Annotated in this window: 16 protein-coding genes and 1 pseudogene; 2 read left to right on the top strand and 15 right to left on the bottom strand. The window is 35.6% G+C overall.

Translation table 11 applies throughout. The annotated features are described in order from the left end of the window. Positions 1 to 51: 51 nt before the first annotated feature. Genes drmB through KUA55_RS14215 form a run of 3 tightly spaced genes read right to left on the bottom strand, consistent with a single transcriptional unit; the run spans position 52 to position 7,859 of the window. Complete coding sequence (drmB, locus tag KUA55_RS14205) at positions 52 to 1,968, bottom strand: DUF1998 domain-containing protein (protein ID WP_218327049.1); 1,917 nt, start codon at positions 1,966 to 1,968, stop codon at positions 52 to 54. Between the two features lie 13 nt (positions 1,969 to 1,981). After that, complete coding sequence (locus tag KUA55_RS14210) at positions 1,982 to 5,443, bottom strand: helicase-related protein (RefSeq protein WP_218327050.1); 3,462 nt, start codon at positions 5,441 to 5,443, stop codon at positions 1,982 to 1,984. Next, positions 5,424 to 7,859 carry a hypothetical protein gene (locus KUA55_RS14215; protein ID WP_218327051.1) on the bottom strand — a complete coding sequence of 812 codons (2,436 nt, stop codon included), beginning with the start codon at positions 7,857 to 7,859 and terminating at the stop codon, positions 5,424 to 5,426. Before KUA55_RS14215 ends, KUA55_RS14210 begins: the two co-directional genes overlap by 20 nt. A gap of 124 nt (positions 7,860 to 7,983) precedes the next feature. Between KUA55_RS14215 and KUA55_RS14220 the strand changes: the two genes are divergently transcribed. After that, positions 7,984 to 9,264: a DNA cytosine methyltransferase gene (locus tag KUA55_RS14220; RefSeq protein ID WP_218327052.1), complete on the top strand. Its 1,281-nt coding sequence runs from the start codon at positions 7,984 to 7,986 to the stop codon at positions 9,262 to 9,264. Positions 9,265 to 9,930: 666 nt separating this feature from the next. On the opposite strand, the pseudogene KUA55_RS14225 reads toward KUA55_RS14220, so the two are convergent. The 10 genes and pseudogenes from KUA55_RS14225 to ptcA all read right to left on the bottom strand — a co-directional run bounded on the left by KUA55_RS14225 (position 9,931) and on the right by ptcA (position 20,454). After that, positions 9,931 to 10,605 (bottom strand): annotated as a pseudogene (locus KUA55_RS14225) (zeta toxin family protein). A gap of 67 nt (positions 10,606 to 10,672) precedes the next feature. Further along, positions 10,673 to 11,887 carry a replication initiator protein A gene (locus KUA55_RS14230; RefSeq protein WP_218327053.1) on the bottom strand — a complete coding sequence of 405 codons (1,215 nt, stop codon included), beginning with the start codon at positions 11,885 to 11,887 and terminating at the stop codon, positions 10,673 to 10,675. Positions 11,888 to 11,988: 101 nt separating this feature from the next. Then, positions 11,989 to 12,123, bottom strand: coding sequence for a hypothetical protein (locus KUA55_RS18575; protein WP_281419042.1), 135 nt, complete (start codon positions 12,121 to 12,123; stop codon positions 11,989 to 11,991). Between the two features lie 11 nt (positions 12,124 to 12,134). After that, positions 12,135 to 12,365 (bottom strand): hypothetical protein, encoded by a 231-nt coding sequence (locus KUA55_RS14235; protein WP_218327054.1) that lies wholly within the window; start codon positions 12,363 to 12,365, stop codon positions 12,135 to 12,137. 1 nt (position 12,366) lies between these two features. Continuing rightward, positions 12,367 to 12,639 (bottom strand): hypothetical protein, encoded by a 273-nt coding sequence (locus tag KUA55_RS14240; protein WP_218327055.1) that lies wholly within the window; start codon positions 12,637 to 12,639, stop codon positions 12,367 to 12,369. A 675-nt stretch (positions 12,640 to 13,314) separates the two neighbouring features. Beyond that, entirely contained in the window at positions 13,315 to 15,309 is a 1,995-nt protein-coding gene (locus tag KUA55_RS14245) for a hypothetical protein (protein WP_218327056.1), read from the bottom strand. A gap of 634 nt (positions 15,310 to 15,943) precedes the next feature. Beyond that, on the bottom strand, positions 15,944 to 16,876 hold the full coding sequence (arcC, locus tag KUA55_RS14250) for a carbamate kinase (protein ID WP_218327057.1): 933 nt from the start codon (positions 16,874 to 16,876) through the stop codon (positions 15,944 to 15,946). Positions 16,877 to 16,886: 10 nt separating this feature from the next. Next, positions 16,887 to 17,984: an agmatine deiminase gene (aguA, locus tag KUA55_RS14255; RefSeq protein ID WP_218327058.1), complete on the bottom strand. Its 1,098-nt coding sequence runs from the start codon at positions 17,982 to 17,984 to the stop codon at positions 16,887 to 16,889. Beyond that, on the bottom strand, positions 17,938 to 19,359 hold the full coding sequence (locus KUA55_RS14260; RefSeq protein WP_218327059.1) for an APC family permease: 1,422 nt from the start codon (positions 19,357 to 19,359) through the stop codon (positions 17,938 to 17,940). Before KUA55_RS14260 ends, aguA begins: the two co-directional genes overlap by 47 nt. A gap of 75 nt (positions 19,360 to 19,434) precedes the next feature. Further along, positions 19,435 to 20,454: a putrescine carbamoyltransferase gene (gene ptcA / locus KUA55_RS14265; protein ID WP_218327060.1), complete on the bottom strand. Its 1,020-nt coding sequence runs from the start codon at positions 20,452 to 20,454 to the stop codon at positions 19,435 to 19,437. A gap of 398 nt (positions 20,455 to 20,852) precedes the next feature. Here ptcA and KUA55_RS14270 point away from each other — a divergent pair, with 398 nt between their 5' ends. Beyond that, on the top strand, positions 20,853 to 21,791 hold the full coding sequence (locus KUA55_RS14270; RefSeq protein WP_218327061.1) for a response regulator transcription factor: 939 nt from the start codon (positions 20,853 to 20,855) through the stop codon (positions 21,789 to 21,791). Positions 21,792 to 22,264: 473 nt separating this feature from the next. On the opposite strand, the gene KUA55_RS14275 is transcribed toward KUA55_RS14270, so the two are convergent. Together KUA55_RS14275 and KUA55_RS14280 are read right to left on the bottom strand one after the other, a co-directional pair. Next, the gene (locus tag KUA55_RS14275; protein WP_218327062.1) at positions 22,265 to 22,948 is read right to left on the bottom strand and encodes an AroM family protein; all 684 of its coding nucleotides are present in this window, start codon (positions 22,946 to 22,948) and stop codon (positions 22,265 to 22,267) included. Beyond that, on the bottom strand, positions 22,945 to 23,889 hold the full coding sequence (locus KUA55_RS14280; protein ID WP_218327063.1) for a DUF1177 domain-containing protein: 945 nt from the start codon (positions 23,887 to 23,889) through the stop codon (positions 22,945 to 22,947). Before KUA55_RS14280 ends, KUA55_RS14275 begins: the two co-directional genes overlap by 4 nt. Positions 23,890 to 23,898 lie beyond the last annotated feature (9 nt).

Below are 23,898 nucleotides of genomic sequence, written 5' to 3' on the forward strand. Positions count from 1 at the left end.
TTTTCTGAGAGTTATCACAAAACCACCTCTTTCAAACAAAAATATCAAATATTATATTAATAGATTAGATTCTTTCATTACTTTACTGAAAAAACCTAATTCAGGGTCTTTCATAGTTCCTATCAACAATCCGCGATCCAAGAAAACATTCATTTTTTCACAGCTTGTTTCCGAAATGAGCGAGCATGCATGGCAGGCAGAAGCATTAAGTGAGTCCCTGCCCTGTGAATCGCTCTCAATACACACTGGATCAAAACTGCACCATTGTGCTTTTTCAAGCGCACTACTCAACAGTGCAAAGAATCTTTCTGGAACACCTTGTTTAACTAAGCCCCCAAGTGTCCCTTCAGAGTCTGAACTGGATGTATAGATTAAAACTCCATACATTTCCTCATCTCGACTATTTGAATAATAAATCCTTTCTTTCAAAGCAGAGGATGAATATCCGCTACTCATATTCAGCTCTCTAATGAGTAAATGCGACAACGTATGGAGTAAATAATATTCAGGTCTAATATACGATACTTCATCCGCAAATCTTACTTTTTTTTCTTTCGCTACAATTCGATTATAGAGTGGCTTTCCTTTTATTTTTTTTAGCCAATAATCTACTTGTTTGGAATCAAGTGAGAAAAAAATGCCTTCACCTAATGATCGCATCCCTACATAATAACCGTCTTCTCTTTTCAATGATACTTCGTTAACCCCAGCTTTAGAATCCTCACCCTCCAAAGCTCGCTCCCTCATCAATTCCGAGTCGGTAGGTTCGATGCGACTGTAAGATCGAAGCGCACTTACAACCTCTAGTTGATGTACCAACGTAATTTTAGATATAAAAGGTTTAAACGGAGATTTAACCAAGTCCGTTTGATCGAAGATTTTTATTTTAAGTCGCTCAGATCCTTTGTCATAGCCTTCTTTCCCTGTCAACACTTCAAATTCCGGTCTTCTGTAATCCATGATATCCCCAGTTGATTCCGAAGTCGACTGTTCAAAAAAATGAAGTGAAACAGCATTTTTGATTTCAGCTGATTCCTGTCCCAATTCTTCAGCAATAAAATTGATTAAATTTTGGACCTTTACATCTTTATATAGTTTTTTGATACCATCTTCAGGAGAAACACTTTTGAGAGACTTTTGAAGGGATGAGTAGTCAGCAGCCCGCTGAATTTCTTCCATTAACTTATTTCGTTTAAAAGGTATATTAACGGAGCTTGAAATATTGGGAAAAAAGAAATTGTTAGCATTCTTCAATAAAACGCGTAAATTAGCCCCTTCCGAACACATCTCACCTTCATCAGATTTTTTCCATTTGTATTGTCCCTTACACTGTATACCTAGATTTTCCATTTTCTTTGGAAAATGTTCTTCATCGAATACCCCACCCAGTGATCTTCCCTTATTGCACGTTTCACATCTCACTATTAAGTCAGCAATAGATCCTGTTTGTGCAACACTTTCTAACTTTATTTTATGTCCTTTAAAATCATCAAAAGACATATTTGGATGCGGCCATTCCAACCAAGGAAACTCTTGTGCATGTCCATTTTTACATGCGCAGATTACCCGAACCGGAACAAGTTCAGTACCTTTAAAACGAGAATCATATGGATGTTTATCAAATGTATTAATTCTAGAAGGTATTTTTTGAGCTGCTACAGACTCACGCCAACTACTTATTGGCCTTAGACTCCTATCTTTTGGAGAAAAGTACCAGCTTGGAAATCTCGTACCAACAATTTCCTCAACTTCTTTAACTGGAGGTTCAATGAAACCATTGGCATTCATTTCTGTTTCTAACCGGATATCATGGACTTTTTCACATTTATTAGGATTCCAATATTCAGAGTCTGCAACCATCACAGATTGATTATTGATATCCATTAAAGCTCCTATACCAAACGGAGTAAGTAGTTGTGACCTCCTTACGTTAAACTCTGGATTTGCACTTGTCTTATCATAGACCATTTTCACACCCCATTCAGTCAACTAACCTCATATATGCTGTGTCTTCAACATTCCTCATAGTTCCCATCACTCTTGTAGCCTCCTCATGAAAACTTCGATCATCGAATGAACGAAGGAGCAATTTACCAAGAAATTCTTGAGTCTTGGTTCTATACAGATAATACCTAGTTTCGTGTTCTGCACCTTCAATTGCTTCTGCGTCTCTTGCCAATTCTAACCAAGAATTCGTAAACTCCCTCATGATAATCTCAGCATCTTCACTATATAATCTGTATTTATCTTCATTATCTCTTACCCGATTCATCAAATATTCGATAATGGTATCAAGGCGATTTTCATCATTTAAAATATTTATAGGTGTATTGTCGCCAGAAAGTTCTTCGAAATTATTACGCAGCATCGCAACAATTACAGCAGCAACAGCCTTAGTTAAAGCTGGTGCGGAGAATGGCGTGACACTACTTGCTTCAACAAATCGATACATACTCTGGTGATAAGATTGAAAAGTTTCGTAATGCGACCTATCTCTACTACGGGAAGAATTATATAATGTGCACACTAGCCCTAGTGAATCTCGTCCTACACGACTTGTCGCTTGAATGTATTCAGATGTCAGCTTGGGTTGACCAACTACAAACATAGCATTAAGCCTGCTGATGTCTACACCAACGGAAAGCATATTGGTTGCGATAAGAGTATCAATAGGATATTTTTTATCCTTCCGGTCATTTGCAGCATGTCTCACTTCTAATTTGTTTAAAATTTCGGGAATTTCGATTCCTGACTTTCTTGAAGTAAGCTCTACACTTGTATTGTCCCAAAGATAGCGTTTCTTTGTATTATTTCTACGATTCAGCTGATTAATGTATTCTTTCACATCATCCCGAATCAATCCTGAAGCTTTACCTAATTCCCTAATACTATTGAAATAACCGGTTATAGTCCAGAATAATTCTTCCTCATCAGGTTCTAAACCGAGCTCGGTAATCGTTTGTAACATAGCAGCTAATAATCTGATCTCCGTCGTGACCTGCGATTTCCCAGTAGACATGATTCCTAAATAAGCTCTACCTGGTTCAGTTATATTTTCTTTCACGAAGAAATTATCTGCGATATCGATACCATTAGGTGGAAATTGAAATACTTTTCTATCAAAAATTGCTTTAACTTGCTCTTCTGCATTTCTAATTGTAGCTGTTGAAGCAATATATTTTGGAGGTATTATATCTTCTCCACTTTTGAAGATGTAATCAAAGCCAGCTTCATACAGACCCACAATGCTACCTAGTGGTCCAGAAATTAGATGTAGCTCATCTTGAATAATCAATTCCGGTCGGCGATACTTTGTTAAATCATCAGAACCAAATAAATGCTGCGTTTCTTCTTTCAGAGGTACTTGGGCAAACTTATCGACAGTTCCAAACAACAAAGTTGGACGTATGTTATAGATACTTTCGTCAACAACATAAATTGGAAGGCACTTTGAAAACTCACAATTTTTATTGTTACATTTCATATTGTATTTTGGCTTAGAACTATCAATTGGTGAGTAACCCCATCGTCTCTTGATTTTAAAAAATTCAGTTTTTGGAATGATGCTATGTTCTTCTTTACACCAAGGACACTTCAAAACCTGAAATGTATTTTTTCTTTTAGCTTCTTCTAGAGACTCTGCTTTTACCATCGATTCAAAATCGGCCTTAGCTCCCTTCAAGTAGTTGTTTGTTCCCTCTCCAATCCACAGACCTATCGTTATTTCAGTATCACCTAATCCGCTTACACGTCTCCTGATGAATTCTAATGCACAAATTAACTGCGAAGCTCGCTCAAATTGCTGAGCAGTTAAAAGCCTCAAAGTATATCTCATGATTACACTGACGCCAGCTGAATTATTATACTTCATTCTTCGATAGATTATTACCGCTGCAATTGCAAATAAATATGCCTCTGTTTTCCCACCACCAGTACTAACCCATATCAAGTCCAATATTTCCCGATCATCACTTTTTTCATTCAGGATAGATTCCAAAGAATGTAGGACAAAGGCTAACTGGAACGGTCGCCAATTGAACACAATATCTTGAAAATCAGATGTCTCATAGCAATATGCCTTTTGTTCAGCTCCATCAGCCCGCTGAAGTAACATTGCTTTGTTAGCAAGATTAAAAGCTTCAAAAGCTTTATAATCTTCTTTAAGAAATAAAATGGTTTTCTTCATACGTAAACTACAATCTTGGCATCTTTTTATATTTTCACGAGCAAATTTTTGAAATTCTGGGATCAGCTGCCCAATGGATAATTCCATTTTTTTAATCCAATTGTCATAAGCCGCAACAAAGGAGTTCAATTTACTTATTTGACTTTCCTTTTCCATATCAATATAACTGTCAGCCCTCAAAATATCCGGCTCTAGCTCAGGAATCTCAAATGACATCGGAAACAGTTCGTAACTGGGAAGATAACTTGTCTTAATTTCGGTCACTGTTCCATTGACTTCTTCCCAAACAGCAGATACTCCTCGACCAAGTGCATATGTTTTTTTCTGACGATATAAGAACAAATTCATTGCATCTTCCTGATTTAACTTTTCCAAATTAGGTACTTTAATATCTTCGGATGCAGCAAAGGAGATTCCTTCCTGTTCAGGTATTTTTATTTCTGTTTGGAAAAAGTGATTTTTTGAGTTGTTCTTAACTACAAGAGTAACCGCTGTTACAGTTTCGTTTGCAATTTTCAAATTTTTTATTTTTGAAAACAGTTGAACTGAATATTCCTTGCTAAATTTAATCTCTTTAGTTTCCATTCCTTCGTATAATTTTAATAATAAATTACTGACAAGAGGTTTGCGTTGGAAACAACTCTTTTTATTGTAATTAATATTTTTTATTTTATTAATCAAAAATTTAGTATCTATGTCTAAAGTTTCGTTACTCCTCATTTCTTTAGATAGATTATTAATTTTTTCATCAGTCTCTTCATTGTAGCTTTTTAAACGAATTCTTTTTTTCCCTTCATCTATTTCAAATAGCTGGTCAACTTTCTCAATTCTTGATTCAGAGAGGTACTGCTTTAGTGTTTCTAATACTTTTGCTGTTGTCTCAATGTAAGGATTTTTAAGGGGTTCATAGCATGCCGTTGCAACGGAAAACTTCAACTCTTTAATCTGCGTTTTGCAATAAAATGTGATGCCAATAGCTGAAGGAATAAAACTGTTATCGATTTCAACCGAGTCCTCTTTATCAAATCCATCTTGGATATCTACGGTTATCTCTTCTAATTCACGCTTACTAATATCTTCTTTGAAAGGATACAAAATCCCCGTTGAATAGCGTGATTGCGGCTTTTCTGAAATAATTTCTTCATCAAGATTCGTATTGATTTTTTCAGAACCCGGCCCTAATAGTAAAGAACCAATTGCTTCAATATATTTGCTTCGTATCTCTTTTTGTTTAGCTTTATCTTTTGAAATGTTCAATTGTATCCCTCCCAATGATTCTATTTGTCATATTTCTAGGAAAATTATTTGCTGAAACAGGTTTGATCTGAATAACTTTGTCTGTCACAAAATCTTTAATTACCGGATGAATAATGATATCCTCAAAATTTTTTCCTTCGATACTATCAATAAACTGCTCTCTTGCATCGACAAGTTTTCTTTTAACTGCTTCACTTGCGGCTACGTATTTTTTATATTGATTTACTATCTCTTTATTTCCAGTCAATATTCCAACAAACTTTATGAACTCTCTATTTTGAGGAAGAATCTGAATTGTTTCAAAAGAAGACCAAGATTTATAAAATTGATATGTTTTAGCTGGAAACCCTAGTTTCTCAAATCTTTTTTTTAACTGTTGCGCACTTAGTCCCTTATTTTTGACAAAAGTCAAAAGTTCGCGTTTCCAAAAATAATCATAATATTCATCTCCTATTGATTGTAGTTTCTCCAAATCTTCTAGGTTACGAATTCTATCATGCGTATTTTTAAGACGTTTACGATAAAATTCATCTGAATAAGGAATTGTGAACTCGACCAAGGTTTCATCAACCTTGATTTTTGATGCCTCAACTCGTTTTATTTTCCCATCGTCTTCAAGAATAAACAGCCTGCCGTAACGCGTAGCCATTATAATATCTCCTGATTCCAAGTTGATTTGCGACTCAACATCTACGATAGTATTATCATAATCTTCAGTGCAGCTTCCCATACTTAACTCATGACTATCCGAATTATCCCACTCTATATCTAATGATTCATATATTTCCACATCTTCTTTTGAGATAGCATCATTTTTTTTAAGAGTTAAATAGTCATTTATTGACTGTAAATATGCAGAGTCGACTTCATCTTCACTTAAATAATTGAGCGTATAAAGCCTTTTTAATATTTGTTTCTCTTTTTTAAAAGCAGAATTTAAAAACTTCTCTTGCAGACGTGGGATAAGCATAGTGACTCGCTCACAAAAATAGCTGGAAAGCCATTTTTTTCTATCTGAAGCATAAGGAGATAATAATATTGCTTGATCAAATTGATTATATAAATCTTCAGTAATTACATCACTGTAAGGGATAATCGTCAATTGCTTATCCTTTCGATAGACTTCTGAAATTTCAAAAAACATCTGATTTGTAACAATTAACACACATTTTCCGCTTTTAAATCTGACTTGTTCAATTTTTTTCTTAACATCATATCCAAATCTATTCTCATAAATAGCACCTAATATATTATGCAGATTATCGAATTCTTTGAGATTCTTTTTCTTGATATACTCCAATATCAATATCAGCTGACTCTCTAAAGTTTTGGAGTTCCCTCCAGTAAGGCTATAACTCATTCTTAAAAATGTTTTTAAAAGCTTATCTAAATATTTCAAAAATGGATCTAGTTTTATTTTTGATAAAACTTCATTCAATAAAATAATGGATTCTTCGAAAGCGGCATTATTTTCAATGAACTGATAATTAAATTGATACGCTTTATTATCAGTAGGACTAAGCCAACAGTACTCTTCACCTATTGAACTTATCAAATCAAGTGAGTCTCTTTTCATTACCATTGGGATACTTGTATAAATTCTCATACGAATTTGAAATTCATTACAGGCATCTTCCAAGTTTACCAAATTGGAAATTTGGCTATCCTTAAGCCATTTATCACCAATTACAAACACTTTTTTCTGCTCTGCCTTATCCCCATGTTCATCCAAATATTCAACGACTGCTCTTGCACTGGAAGAAAACAATATCATGGGTTTTTCAACATTATTCATCTTTGGCAAAGAAATGATTTCCATATCATCTTTTAAATATCTGCTGCTACACACTTGATTAAATGAATATTTTTCATTTTCCAAATCAACAAATGTGTTAAGAAGCTCATCAATCAGCTTTCTTTCCATTAAAATGATGATAGATTTATTATTTGTCCTGCTGAATTCCTTGATTTCTAAAAAATCAGCAAGTTCTTGTCGTGAGGAAATTAATTTCCGGTTTTTAGTTTGAGTAACAGCACTAGCCTCGTTCTCAAGTATTTCTTTTGGAAAAGATGAAAACCCGTGGGTATTTTTATAAATTAGCTGAACTTTACAATTCTCTGGTTTAATTTCATCTTTTCCTAAATACCTATAGTATTTATTACGAAATTGAAATCCCTGTCCCAACTCCAAGGTATCCATTAACAACTTCCCTCCGCCAGAAAGATTCTCAGCAGCTATCCATATACCAATAGCATAAGCTAAATCACCGTAGTAGCTACTATTAAAGTATTGATAAGCATAAGATGAGCTACCATCTTCTTCCAAAGCAAGTAAATCTAAAATAACCCGTTTCACGTTTTTTGAAATATATCCGAATGGTCTATTCAAAAAAATTAATTTTTCCAATAACTCCATATACGGCACTCCCAACCTTTATTTAACTTAAATTATACCAAAGACCCATTGACTTATACAATTTTCTCTGAAAACCTAGCGTTGAATTGATGAACCTGGTATAATTATCCTGAGGTGCTCATTTATGTTGAATATAATCGATCTGTTTTCTGGTGCCGGTGGGCTAACAGAAGGTTTTCGAGATCCGAATTTTTTTAATTTAATTGCCCACGTTGAGATGGATCAATCTGCTTGCAAAACACTTAAATTGAGAGATACATATTATTATTTAAAAGAAAAAAATAAACTTAACCTATATTATGACTATATATCTGGAAAAATTTCTCGCGACTTTTTTTTCTCAAAAATCCCTGAGTCTGTAGTCTCAAAAATTATCAATATTGGAATCAGCGAAGATACCCTTGAAAATATTTTTTCTACTATCGATACTAGAAAGAGTACAAGAAAAATTCATGGGGTAATTGGTGGACCACCCTGTCAAGCCTACTCTACCATTGGTCGTTCTCAAAATGAAAAAAATAAAAAGCAGGATGAACGTATTTATTTATACAAGTACTATATTAAATTTTTAGAACGTTATGACCCAGATTTTTTTATTTTTGAAAATGTAAAAGGGCTATTGTCTTTCAATGATTTGGACGGACAAAAACTTTTTGATAAAATTTTAAATGAATTTTCAAATATTAACGGGGCCGACCACTATAGAATAGAACAAAAAATGATCAATTGTTCTGATTATGGTGTCCCCCAAACGCGCGAAAGACTGTTCATTTTTGGTCAAAAGAAAAGTAACAAAAATGGAGACTTCTTTAGCTGGATTAAAAAGTATAAAGAAACTCCCCCAATAATTAATAAGCTATTTCAAGATTTACCTTTAATACATGCAGGTCAAACAAAAAACAAGTATTCTTGCACTCCTGCCGACAGTTTTGTCAAAAAAAATCTCCGTAAAAAAAATGTTCCTCTAACACAAAATATTTGTCGTCCAAACAAAGAAAATGATTTAGCTATCTATAGAATTGTGGCTGAAGAAAAGAAAAAAAATCGAAATATTAAATATTCTGATTTACCACCACATCTCATCACACATAAAAAAACTAACATATTTCTGGATCGGTTTAAGGCTATAAATGGCACAGGCTTTAGCCATACTGTTGTCGCACACATATCTAAAGATGGTCATTATTATATCCATCCAGATGTGAACCAAAACCGTTCGATAACTGTTAGAGAAGCTGCAAGAATCCAGACGTTTCCTGACGATTTCTACTTTGAAGATTCCAGAACTGCTGCCTTTAAACAGATTGGTAATGCTGTTCCTCCTTATTTTTCAAATATAATCAGCAAATCTATCTTTGAAAACTTGTATGCTAGCATGAAAAGACCAAATAAACAGAAAGTTTGAGTTGTATGTCAAATTTTTATCCTGTTTCTTGGAGGTTCTTATATGGTTTTTAGAATTAAGTATTGAATCATTTTGCGAAGTTTTCATAGACTCAAAAATGACTTAGTGTGTCGAAATACTAGTCTGAAACATCCCAACACACTAAGTCATGAAAATTATAAAAACACAAAGATCGGTGGCAAAGCTGAAACGATCTTTGTGTTCTTTTGATTGAAAGTCCTCTAACAGCGGACGGAGCAAACGAAAAAATGTATATCTTATATAAAACCTCAATAAAACGCCCAATCCCTCTTGTTTCAACTATTGATGGATGATAATAAATGATTTTAAGTGATCCACATTCCCGTTGAATAAGCACAAAATTTAGTGTAATGCTTACGATTTTCAATCCACGTGTTAAAAAAATATTTTATAATCCTGCTTCTTCCAAAATCACCAAATATGATTTCGTTAGATTTAGTCTCAGTGTTGTCACAGAATAACCATCCCTAGCCGCCTTCGAACATTAATCAAAATTCTTTAAATTAATTTCATCAGGAGTATTTTTTTGCTAAATTGGTTATTAATAGAGACTACTTTTAGTATGGAAGTATATATTTAGCAAACATTTATCTTCATTTCTCCAACCCAACCAACTTCCGCTGTTTCAAATTCGCTTGCTCTTTTTCAGTCATCTAGTTCATCCTCCAACTCTTCTTGAATATACTGCAATGGTAAACCGAGGTCCACATTGTCAGCAGCATAATGGCTCTCAGAAACATTGTTCTGATAATCTTTGATAATGATATGCAACATGATTTCCGGATGTCTCAAGTTAACCTTTTCAATATTTTCTCGTGATTTAAAGAAAGCATTAATAAAAATTTGCTTCGGAACGTGCCGGCCTTCAGCCAGTTCCCGATTTTTCGTAAATTCCCAAGCAACCTTGGGATCTTGGTAAACATAGAAAATTGTAATGCTATAGTTTCTTTTTAAAGCACTAGTAATATTTTTTTCAGCGCTTAATACCGCAAACGTGGCATCCAGAATAAACGAATAGCCGTTTTCCAAAACATATTTCAGAGATTGCTCAACTAACCACGAAGCCGCTTATTGAAAAAGACTAGAATTTTTGCCATTATAGTCAGGAAATTGTGCTCTAAAGTAATCTGTATCAATCACCACATAATTAGCATAGTTTTCTGCTAAACCAGCCGCAACTTCGGTCTTGCCTGCTCCAGGGCTGCCCGCCATAAAAATTGCATCCTTTTTATTTTTAGGTGATTTGCCATCAATAATTTTGCGAATAAAAAAATCCTTGTGTTCTTTTGCATAGTCCAAATAAATATCTCTATTCTCCAAAGCTAAACCACCTTCTTTCACTGCATTTATGCTTATTATAAGGCATTTCAAAAGTAAAGTCAGTAACTTACGTCGTGAGAGGATCCGCTACACAAGCATGTGAATTATAAATCATCTCAAAGAGTCTCATTTTCTTTTCTGTAGCTGATACGGGTTCAAGTTTCATCATCTTTTCAATTTCTCCAACAGAATCCCTTATCTCAAGTTCCCCGTTGGTCGCTGCAATATCCAATCGCATAAATCCTTCCTCTCGTTCCATGATAATCACATTCTGCCAGAATATTTCCATTGTCCTATACCAGTAGCTTTCCAAATTTTTAATTGGATTATCCTTCGTCTCATACTCTTTTTTCTTGAAAATGAGCCACTTGACCTTTTTCTCAATCTCTTGATCCCAGATTTCGCCATAAATTGGCAGAGTATTATAGATTCCTTTATCTCGGTATACTTTATCCTTAAAATTCTCGACTTTCTTTTTCGTTTCAAAAATAATATCAAGAAATCTTTTCGTTACTTTGAAATCTCCAAACAAGCTAAGCAAACGAACGGTCTCCTCTGTGAGGAACAGACGATTATATCCTTCGACGAATGAAAATGGTAGTTTTTGCTCAGAGAGAACTTGCTGGAATTCCGTTGCATTAGTTGTTGCTTTAATTGGTTGCTCTAATGTCTTATTCTTTAAAAGATTCTTATTCGGGTTCGTATCACGAGGGGGTACTCCCTCGTCAGATGAGGGGCTCGTTTTACGAGGGGGGATTGAGTGCTCATTGTCAGTATCCATAGCTACAAAAAATTTTACTTTAATAGTTCGATTATCATATTCGATAAAATCATACATAGTGGTGTAATCTGTTCCCTCAATTAATCCTTCAAGGCTGCGCTCGACCCACTTATCCCTGCCATCAACTGGAGTTAATCTTTCCCATAGATAATCCACTTCATAGATATCAAATTGATTAATGAAAATTCGAGAAGGCTTTCCTGGCACAGCTTCCTCTTCAATAAGTTGATTATCTAACAACAATTTCTTTAAGGAACGACAGCGGGTTTCTTTTACACCTAATTGGCTAGATAAGCTGCCGTTAGTAAAATGAATATAGACCTCCCCTTTTTCATTATAAAGAGAATTCTTGTAGCTTAAGTTTTCCCGATTATTCATCAACATATAGGCATACTTTGCCTCTAAGGGGAGTTCAAAGTATTTTGAGACTTCCCGCTGAAACTCATTAAAAAATGGTGTAAAGTTTTGTAATTCACCATCACGGACAGTTTTTCTAGCCATAATAAACACGCTCCTTCCATAAAAAAAGAGATAGGCGACGTCACCTATCTCAGAAAAATATTTTTCAATTTTTGATTTGCAGTTTAGTAGTAAAAATGATTTTATTTATAGTATCGATTATTTCTACTCGCAATTATTTTTGCGTTCTTTTCAACGTCATATGCCTTTTCAGCATCTTTAAATAAGATTCCTTGCCCTGATTCAACAACGACATAAACACCTTGAATTTCTGCCATTGAAGCCAACATTATTTGAGACACGCCACATAATTTTTCAATTGATGTGCCAATTTTTTTCTGGATACGAACCTCAGAAAGTACATATCTAATTTTCTTATTAGCTCATCTTCACCGGAATAATGAGCCAACATTTTCTCCAATATTTTACCTTCAGAGGTTTTATCCAACCAGGCAAACTCTTTCACTTTGGCAATAAATTCCTCTGATACATAGTAATTCTTTTTTCGATTATTATTCATGCTAATTTTCCCCTTTCCCAGAAAAATTTCTCGATGATAGAAAAGTAGTAATCGCTCCAGTAACTTGCTCAACGGTCCATTGTTGCATCTGGTTATATTGACTAACGAGTAGCTGATATCTGATTTCAGTTTCAAATGAGTACTGTTCATGGGCAATCTGTTCAATCATCTCCTGCATGAAATCCTGTCGACTTTCGTAGCCTTTTTTCTTTGCTAAACTGGATAATTCTGCCAGTGTTCCATCCTTTAATTTACGAACTTTTAATTCTTCCATAGTGATTTAATCTCCTATTATTTTGAAATTTTGATTTTATTTTGATCTTGATTCTTCGCGTTTTATTGTCATTGACCCCAACATTTTTCGAGAGATATTATGTGCTAATTTGTTAATACTCCCGGTACAATAAGGTGGCCAGATAAATCCAGAGCAAAGAAAAAAGCCGCCTATTTTGGCGACTCATTGGTGTAACTATTTGTCTAAGGCATCTGCTTTAGTCTGTCGATACTCATCTTTGATTCTGATTGTAATGGAGTTTATCTCTCAACTATACTAGTCGTTTTAGCTTACTTACTGTCTCAGTATTTGCTAGTTTAGCCATTGGTAATGATCGTTTCTTTGAGCATCTTCTCTACAGCTTGCTTGTTGATTTTTTGCATTCTCTCTGTCGCTCCTGTTTTAGTGTAAGAGCATAAGGGAGATTGGGTCCAGTCCAGACAAGCTGTCCCACCTTGCAGCGCAAGGCATCTCTCAGGGACCTGGCTTAGTGTTTTTCCGACCTATTTCCTACCTAAAATCGCCCGGTTTTCGCTACAAGAGGGGTTGGTTTTCGACCTAATAAATCAAGTGTTTTGGGATAATAAACTTTCAATATTTTCAACATTTAAGTCGTTTATTATGGAGAGAAAAACACTCAACTGAATTACCTAGGCATTTTTGCGATTAAACAATTTAGTTAGCTAGTGTAAACGTTTCTTCTGAGATTTTTATGGCTTCTAAGATATCGTTATCGTCAATAGTTTTCCTATTTGACAATACTTCCTCAACAGCCGTCTCAATAAAAGCTTCTCTTGCATGTGTTCTACTTCCTAAAGCATCTATTTGCCGAAACATATCTTTCAATTTGCTCTCAAGTTTCTTATCAAATATTTTTTCTTGGACTGTAACAAATTCCTGATCACTTAGCCCAATGGACATTACAACATCAATGTACTCTTCTTTCAATTGTGCAAACATTTCCACTCTATCATCTTGAATGAAATTATCCATGATTCTCTTTGAAGCAATACTGCCAGCAATACCACCTATGACTCCCGCTGTTGCCCCTACAATTGCTCCAGCAACATTTCCAGCACCGGGAACGACCGAACCCAGTAAAGCTCCTGCACCAGTACTTGATGCTACCCCCGCTACAAATCCACCACCAGCGACTAAAGAATTTTTTAATAATTGTTGACTCGATATTCGCCCAGTCAATGTATTTAGCATACTCGGTGCAATAACTATCGCAAAAGAAATAACCATACTTGAACGTTTAGCAACCGTTTCTGCAAGCACCTTTTTCCCAGCTTGATTAGCAATTTGTGCAGTCATCATCTTGGCAAATTGTTGTGAACCTGCATAAACAATAGTTCCCATAATCAGAGTTTTACCCCCTGATTGTAATGCAGCTATTGCTGCATCTTTTGTTTCTACACCTGACCATTTTGCCTGAGCAAAAGTTATTACAAAACTAATTCCTGCAATTGGTAAACTCTGAACAGCACCATCTATAGCATCATATTTTAAGGAAACTATATTGCCCCCTTTTGCTATTAGTTTTGCCTCTTGATAAGTAACATTCCCCTTGCGAATTATTTTGCTTGCATCTTTGGGATTATCATATCCTTTAACTTTTCCTTCAGAAATGCGTTGCTCCATTATTTTCACTGCTTCATTGTATTGGTCTTTGGGAACTTCTAATTGCATTCCTCCATAACGGTATTGACCTCCATCTGATTTTTTAGCAAATGCCGCATTTACCGAGTTTCTGGCACTATTGCAATATTTAGTTTGAATAAAATCCAATCCAACAACTCTATCTGCACCGTTTTTTGCATTATTCTGTCCAACCTGTTCAACCTTAGAAAAAGGATGTTTGATACTATCTATAAGATTATTTGCGTATTCCGCCGCATGCCCATGTCCCATATTTGCACTTACAATAGAATTTATTTGTTTCTCATGTAAATGATCTCCTAATCCTGTATATATCGAACTCGCAGCACCAATTGATGCAGCAAAATTAAACTGTTCTGATGTATTTCCAAACTCTTTTAAATCTTGGGATAGCTTTTTTCTGATATCACCTGTCTTCAAATCATTGGTATATCCTGTATCAATTATACCCTGTATACCATCTGCTAACGCCTGAGCAAATAAGACATTATTTCCTAAATTAATCCTTTTAGATCTCCCATTGAAGTATAAAAATTTTAGTTCAGAGCTTTCTGAACTGATCTTTACTTTCCACAACCCCTCAAAAGGTAACATGATATTGATTGTTTTAAATTCCTTTGTATTATCCTCTTTTTCTTCTAGTTGTTCATTGAAAAAGAGACCATCTTGGGTAAGTAAAAGACCATACTCTTGAAACTCAAGCTCTGTTTTACTACGAATTGGAGAATAACCAAAAAAGTCTAAATCTTCAGCCGCAGTTTTTTCATTAAACGAATCTACAGAATTTATAAACCACTTGGCTCTACCGTATGGCAAAGTCTCACCACTCAATGAAAAAGCATTCTCTCCAAGCTTTATCAGCAAATCTCTTATGATAGACTGATCATAATCGTGTGTACCTTCAATTCTTTTCTTCCAATTAAGATAGCTGATAAAATCAATTATGTGTTCTCTAAATAAAATACCTATAAGTCCAACAACAATAATCGTGAGTAGCAAAACTGACATATACCATTCTCCTTTTCAAAACCAACTATAAAATAATTCGTCTAATTAATGCTTCTTTAATCATGATATAGACTGCCCTACATAGTCTCTTTTTCAATATTTACAATGTTCGACATAAGTTAGAAATATGCTTGTCAACTATCAACCTATACATAAAATTGATTATGGTCACAATTTTACCATAATCAATTTAAGTATGGGAATATGCATTTTGTTTGAGTAATGAGTAATTTTGAACAAAGTAGAAAAGGGAATAATTACATACATTATCCTCTTGAACATTGAAGTTCGGTATTTAATTTGCATAGATTTTTCCAGCTCAGATTAATTTCCGTTACACCACAATTGCACTTTATTTTTTAATTATATCGTTTTATACGCTTTATATGGCTTGATAAATTTTAATATTAAAGCATTTCACTCCATATTACCCACCAGAAAAATTGAGTGGGAATAAAACAACAACATAGTATGAATAGAAAATACCGATAAGCAAGCATTCCTACCGTCTTGAACGCTTGTTATTCCTTAAAATCAGATATCCCCTATCTTTCCCCCACCAAATTTTTGGTGGGGTTTTTACAGTTCTTAAACACTAAAAAATACCACCAGCTCCCACTGATGGTATCTCCATTTAATTTTTAATCGCTGTACCGCTTGTTCCGTTAATAGCTTCAGTTGCTTGTTCTAGTGAAGCGATGATGGCTTTGCGGCCGTCTTTTGATTCGGCGAAATCAATTGCGGCTTCGACTTTTGGTAACATGCTGCCGGGGGCGAATTGATTTTCTGCGATATATGCTTTCATTTGAGGGACGTTTTCTTCAATCAGAGCTTTTTGATTTTCTTTACCGAAGTTAACAAAAACATGATCGACAGCCGTTAGAATAATAAAGATATCTGCATCGATTAAGGCAGCCATTTTTGCGGCAGCAAAATCTTTGTCAATCACGGCATCGATTCCTTGGTAGCGAGTACCTTGATACTGCACTGGAATGCCGCCACCACCACAAGCAATTACTATATGGCCCGCTTCGACTAACGTTTTTAGACTCATTTTTTCATAAATATCGACTGGTTTTGGTGAAGCCACCATTCTGCGCCAACCGCGACCAGCATCTTCTTTATAAACATCACCGGTTTCGGTCATAATTTTTTGCGCTTCTTCTTCTGAGTAATAACCACCGATGGGTTTAGTTGGATTTGAAAAAGCTGGATCAGCCGGATCTACGACAACTTGGGTCAACATTGAGATGACTGGCACCTCTTTTAAATCTCGGGCCACTAATTCTTCGTCGATTGCTTGTTGTAAATGATAGCCGATGTAGCCTTGACTCATCGCTGTACATTCGGGAAAAGGCATGATTTTTTCTGGGTCGTCAGCGTTGGCTTTTTCAAATGCTAGACGAATTTGTCCGACTTGCGGACCATTGCCATGGGCAATCACGACTTGATGACCAGCAATAATTAAATCAGCGATTGATTTTGCGGCTAATTCTGCTTTGGCTAATTGTTCATTCGCTGAATTGCCCAGCGCGTTGCCTCCTAAGGCGATAACTACTTTTGCCATTTGCTTCCTCCTAAATTTTTGGTTGTTGTTGAGTGATGCAGTGGATATTTCCGCCACCGTATACTACTTCGACGGTATTGACGCCCACGATTTTTCTATCGGGGAACATTGCTTGGACTTGTTTTAAAGCCACCGCATCATTAACATCACCATATTGCGGTACAAGGACACCATCGTTAGTAATCAAGAAATTCATGTAAGAAGCAATACAAATGTCGCCATCTTCACGTGGCATCGTGCCTTCAACATAATCAATCTTAAAATCGCCTTTGATTGTGACGTTTTCTACTGGGCAAACTAATTTATGAACTTTTAATTTACGACCTTTGGCATCGGTCATTTCAATTAAACGATTATAAGCGTCTTGGGCTGCTGCGTAAAATGGAGAGTTTTCATCTTCGGTGTAGATACACGCAACTTCACCTGGTGCTACAAAACAAGCGACATCATCAATATGTCCATTGGTTTCATCTGGATCGATGCCATCTTTTAACCATAAAACTTTTTCTACATTCAAGTATTCTTTTAACATCTCTTCAATTTGTTCTTTGTTCATATGTGGATTGCGTCCTTCAGAAAGTAAACACATTTCAGTGGTTAAGACTGTGCCTTGACCATCCACGTGAAACGATCCACCTTCTAAAACAAAACCTTCCGTCCGATAAGAATCGACTTTTTCAATTTCAGTAATTTTTTGAGCTACTAAATCATCTTGATCCCATGGGAAATATAAACCATCGACTAAACCACCCCAAGCATTAAATACCCAATCGTTAGCACGAAGTTCTCCTTGGCCGTTGACTAGAAAAGTTGGTCCACAATCCCGAACCCAAGCGTCGTTACTAGACATTTCGTACACAGAAATATTTGCTGGCAATTGGCGGCGAGCATTTTGGAATTGTTGTTGCGAAACCACCACGTTCATCGGTGTGAATTCACTAATAGCTTTGGCTACATCTACAAAAGCTTCTTGTACTGGTTTGGCACCATCGCGCCAATTATCAGGACGCTCAGGCCAAATCATCCATACTTTTTCTTGCGGTTCAAATTCCGCTGGCATTCTAAACCCGTCTTGCTTCGGTGTTGATTTCACAATTCTCTTTGCCATCTTGATTATCTCCAATCTTTTCTTTTTTAATTTTTTTAATCCAAATAATGGCTTCACCAAATATAATGAAGACAATTGCTCCGATGGTAATTGGGAGCTGTTGACTTAAAGATGCTGCGTCAAACTGTAGTGGTAAGGCGGTAAATGCTAAAGAAATAATAATCATAATCATTGGTAACGCCACCAAAATTTTCAAGAAATTTTTTCCGCCACTGACTTTAAATGGTCGTGGTGCATCAGGATCAATTTGGCGTAATTTATAAAATGCTGGAAAAACTGGGATATAAGAAAGTAAAAACAAGACAACATTCAATGAGAAAAAGGCCCAGAATAAATCTTGATTAGGTAAAATCGGCGCAATTACAACAACTAAAGAAGCGACAATCCCATTCATCCAAGCAGCGCCTATAGGCATACCATTTTTCTCACTACGTTTTTTAAAGACACTCGGCATATCACCATTTTCAGCAGCATAACAAGCTGTATTATTTACTCCTAATGACCAAGAAATCATATTGCCAAACAAAGTAAGTAGGAATAAGAACGCCATGGCAATAATAAACCAGCCAGTTGTTGAACCAGTCAATAGCATGAAACTATCCATCAAACCACTGCTCGTTGAAATTTGGTCAGTAGGAATCGCCACACCAATCCCAAAAGCGGAGAAAATATAAATCGCGGCAATGACTAGTCCAGCAGCAATAATCGATTGAGGAATTTGTTTCTTAGGGTTTTCCATATCGTCGGCAAAAGTTGTAATAACCTCAAAGCCCAATAAATTGAAAATAATAACTGAAATAAAGGACAAACTTTTTAAATCAAAACTTGGCAACAATGAACCTAAAGTAAATTCATTGGCCATTCCGCGGGTAAATGCTACATAAAGACCTAGTCCGCCAATCAAAAGAGCCAGCAACATCTTAATTACAGCTGCCCCATTTAAAATCCAAATACTATCACTGACTGGATAAAAACTAATCCAAACAATCAGCCAAATAAAAATTAATTCGATAATAACCGCGCCGACAGTCGGAAATTGAACGACGGTAATTGTCGATATTAAACCGGGACAAATAACCGCTAACGAAGCCAACCATAAAGGATAATTTATCCAGTAATACCACGATACCCGTGAGCCCCACCGATGACCAAAAGCTTTCGTCACCCAATCATAAATGCCACCGTCACCAATATAAGTTGTTCCTAATTCAGATGCGATTAAGCCATAAGGTAATAAGAAAACTACTAATAGAAAAATCCACCAGAAAAATTGTGAATTCCCGATTGCTGCTACCGGAGCTGCCGCTTCTGCCACAAAGACCACACAAATAACTGACAAAATGGCACTTAATAAACTAAATTTTTTCTTTTCCATGCTGTTTCATCCTCTCTGTTTGAGAGATGAAAGAGAAAATCTCAAAGGAGACTTTCTCTATCCACCCACCAACGATTAAAGTGGTTTGCCTAAGAATTTTTCAAGTTCAGCTTTTGCTTCAGCTTGCTTTGCAAGATCCACAGGATGATTGGCTGCATATTTGTCCATCAAATAAACTAAGATGCCACGAATTGAGGTCAAACGATTTTCAGCTTCATCAAAACAAATTGAGTTTGGTCCATCCATCACTTCATCAGTAACTTCTTCACCACGAGTAGCTGGTAAACAGTGCATGAATTTCGCATTTTTTCCGGCTTTATCCATTAATTCTTGGTTGACTTGATATTTAGGATAGAAAACGTTCAGCCGTTCTTCTTCAGATAGTTCAGCTTCATATAAACCATACCAAACGTCAGTATATACAAAGTCTGCACCAACAATTGCTTCAACATCATCAGTCACAGTGAAGCTTCCGCCAGAGACATCGATATTTTTTTGTAATTTTTCTTTGTGATCTTCATTTAATTGGAAACCTTCTGGACCAAATTGGACAAAATCCATTCCCATTTTAGTAGCAATTAAACCTAGTGAGAAACAAACTTGCGTCGCATCTCCAATGAAGGCAACTTTGCAATCTTCAATTTTTTTACCAGCTGGTAAATGTTCAATCATTGTTGTTAAATCACCAATTTCTTGGGTTGGGTGATTGTAATCTGACATCCCGTTAATTACTGGAATAGTTGCATGAGTGGCTAAGTCGTTCACACTATGATGACGTTCCACCCGAGCCATTAAGATGTCTACTAAACGAGATAATACACGACTTGTATCTTCAATTGTTTCGTGCCCACCTAATTGAATTTGACCTGGTGCTAAATATTCTGCATGTCCACCTAATTGTTCCATGGCTGTTTCAAAAGAAACTCGTGTTCTAGTAGAAGATTGTTGGAAAATCATACCTAATGATTTATTTTTTAATAATTGTGGATAGAAGCCGTTTTTGATGCTCTGTTTAATATTCAAGGATAAATCAACAATGTATGAAATCTCTTCCTTAGTGTAATCCTCTGTAGTGATAAAATCTTTTGTACTCATGGTGGTTCCTCCTAGTTATTTTTTTGTTCGCCTTTTCAATTTTGCTTTCCTTATTGGATAGAAAATATTTCACTTGTTCTACTTAATAGAAAGTAATTTGTTGAATCGAAGAAAAGCTAAATTAAAACTTCAAACTTATTTTTCTGACACCGTGAATTTACCAATTTTTGAAAAGGTTTACACTAAACTTAGAGTTGTAATCGTTTACAAATTTTGAGAAAGCTGTCTGATCAACTGTTTTGCTCAACATAAAAACCCTTGATTTATCAAGGGTTTAGAAAAGTTTAGATGAAAGTTTAAGTGATTATTTCAATTTCCAGAAAAAAAAATGTTATACTGACTGTGCTGTCATACAGAACAAGTATATTTCTTTATGATGCAATGAAAGGGTTTTTCTTATGATTGCTATTTTTATTTACAATATCTTTTTGATTTTGCTTTATGCTTTTTCTCTGTCGATTGTCGGGCTCGATAATTACAAAGAAAAGAAACCAATTTTTGCCGCACTCGGCTTACTCCTAACTTTTTTTATTTTGGATAATGTCATTATTTACATGACGGAGTTTATTAATAGCTTTGCTCATTTTTATGACCAATTATTTTTAGTCGTTCCGATTATTAAAGCAGCCATTTATCTGGTGAATAATTATTGTTGTATCTGGATTGTGAATATCATTAGCGATCAAAAATTTAAAAAGTCTCAAATGACTATTTTGATTGGATTAGCATTGTGGATGCTACTTACACCAATGCTCCCTGCCTCAGCGCTATCTGTTTGGCTTTTTTACTTGCCTAATCAGTTATTCTTAATTTACATCGGTATTACCGCTTGGCGTCAATTTAAAAGACAAACTGACAATGACACGGCCCGTTACTATCTTCAGCGGATTGCTCTTTTATGTATCATCGCTGGTATCATCATCCTAGTTGAAGACACTTATGTAATTTTCAATGTTGATCAATACAGTTCACTAACCTTGAAAATTTTTAATCGGAATTTTTCTGAAGACCTTTTCTCGATTGCTGCCTGTTTTTTCATCTTACAATATAGTTTGAAGATTTTCTTGGCAAAACCAACTGTAATAGAAGTAGCCGTTCCTACAAGCAAAAACCCTAAATTGCTCGCTAATTTCAGCGAACATTACCAATTTACCCAACGAGAAACTGAAATTTTCGAACTGTTATTATCTGGGAAATCCAATCAAGAAATTGCCGATGTGCTCTTTTTATCGATCGGAACCGTGAAGACGCACGTTCATAATATTTTTATAAAGCTTGATATTAATCGTCGTAATCAAATTGACGGTGTCTATCAAAAATTTATCGAAAACAGCTAGACTGAAATAAGAGTCTGTACCGACCCAAAAAAGTTAGACCAAAAATCTAACTTTCAGTGGCTCCTTAATTTTCATACAAAGTGCGCCATTGTGTGATTGTTTCTGTGGAAACTTGTACTTCTTTATCTACTCCCTTCAACCTGATTTCAATTCTAAGATACCCTTCAAAAATTCTTAGACATTCTTATTTACTGAGTTTCATCCTTCTTTCCCCATAACAAATACCCCTACCTAGGCCTTAATTATTTCCTTGTCCTAGCTAGGGGCAGTATAGCATTCTCTATCGTGCTAAATTTTTCAATTATTCTCCACCAACACTACTTGGCGAAAGTCTGTTTTTTACAGTTGACCCATCTAATCAATAATCTCTTTATCTTTATGACCTGACCCTATGACAAATTACACTTTTTAGTAATCTATCGTTTAGTTAGTTCAAATCTGTTTTAACTATTGTCAAAGTCAATCAAATTTTTTTAAACAGTCATGCTTTTTAAGACACTAATAATCAACTCATTAGCCAGCAGTGCTAAAACCTGGCTGTCGCCAAAGATTTTTTTCTTAATCTCCTGAGAGTAACCCATACAATCTAAAATAACTAAAGAGCAGCCTGCTTGTTCAAAATAATTTCTAGCAGCAGCCACTTTTTCTTCAGTTATTTTCTCATACGGAGACAAACTGAAATAAACTACCCTCGGAATCTTTTGATATTTCTGAGCAATGTCATTTTGTTGTTCAGGTAATGGTAATAGCACACCTAAAGAGTAGTTGCCACCGTTTATTTTTTGAAGAAAGGCAGTAATGATTCCGTCAGGCTCAATCAATAAACTTTTTTTTGTTTTTAAATTAGTGAAAGATCCCGTGCATAGCAAATAGATAAGCTGGCATCCTTGAGCTTCTGCAAAGTCAATTTTATTTTGCAACAAAGGAGCAATTTTGTTTTTCGCCAATTTAACACCCATGCCATTTTTCAGTCTCGATGTCAAAACTTCATGGTGTACAGAAGTTGGTGCTAATTCTTCAATAGCAGCTGCAGATAAGCCGTCTAAAACTCCTATATGCAAAATTGCTTCTTGAGGAAAATGATTATAAATACTCGGAAGCACATCTTCTCGTGGTGCTTGTCCAATCGTGATTACTGCTAGTTGTAGCTTTGTCATTGTACGGGAGTCTTTCCTAAAGTTTGAAGAATCTTAAAGTCCCCATACAAATTTTGTAGATGTTCAAATTCTTGAGCATCATAAAACAAGCTATCTACCTGAGGAAATTCTTTAGCCACTTCTATAACAAAACGTACCGCCTCAGCAATATCTATTTCATGGCTAGCCCCAGTTCCACAACCGGGAACCGCGCTCTCGGTTGTAATGGCTACTCCGACTACTGGAGCATCCGTTGCTACAGCTGGTTGCAAAATTGAATTAATATGATAGACATCATTTCCATACGGTGTGATATCTTGAGTAGTAACTGGAAAAGTATGTGCTCCAACACCAGAAGTCATTTCTAAAATTCTAATCAAATCATTACTTACTTTTAGAATATACCCCTCTTTAATTGTTGGTGAGATGGCAATACCTTTATGATTAATTAAATTATTACCCTTTGTGGTATCAATTGATAGAATAGCTGCCATTTCTTCATCGACTTCATGTTGGTTCATAGTTAAGATATCTACAGGAGATCCCATAAAATCAACTGGTTCATGAGGCTCAGTTGGAGCATCAGGGCAAATGTGGGTAGCAATTACCACATCTTCTAGCAAAATGTCCCCCTTGCTTTGCATATCACATAATTTGAGTGCTGTTGCAATCGCTGCCACTGCTCCATCTGCATCTGAAACCATCCCGATTCGGTTAGGTCTTGCACCAATCCCTCCTAAACGTCCAACAATTCCTAGAGTTGGATACTCTCCTTTTTCTATTCTTCCGGCACTTCCAGGAATCGTGATGCGAATAAATTCAGTAAACCCTTCATCGCCTTTGACCCTTTCTACCTCGACTTTAACTTTTGGATATTCTGTAAATAAATCTGCGACACTTGATCCTGTCACATAAGCTGAATCAATGACATCAATCGCTGTCATAACCTGTTTCAATCCCATTAAAAATCC

The sequence above is a fragment of the Enterococcus alishanensis genome (assembly GCF_019218635.1).
Lineage (GTDB): Bacteria > Bacillota > Bacilli > Lactobacillales > Enterococcaceae > Enterococcus_A > Enterococcus_A alishanensis.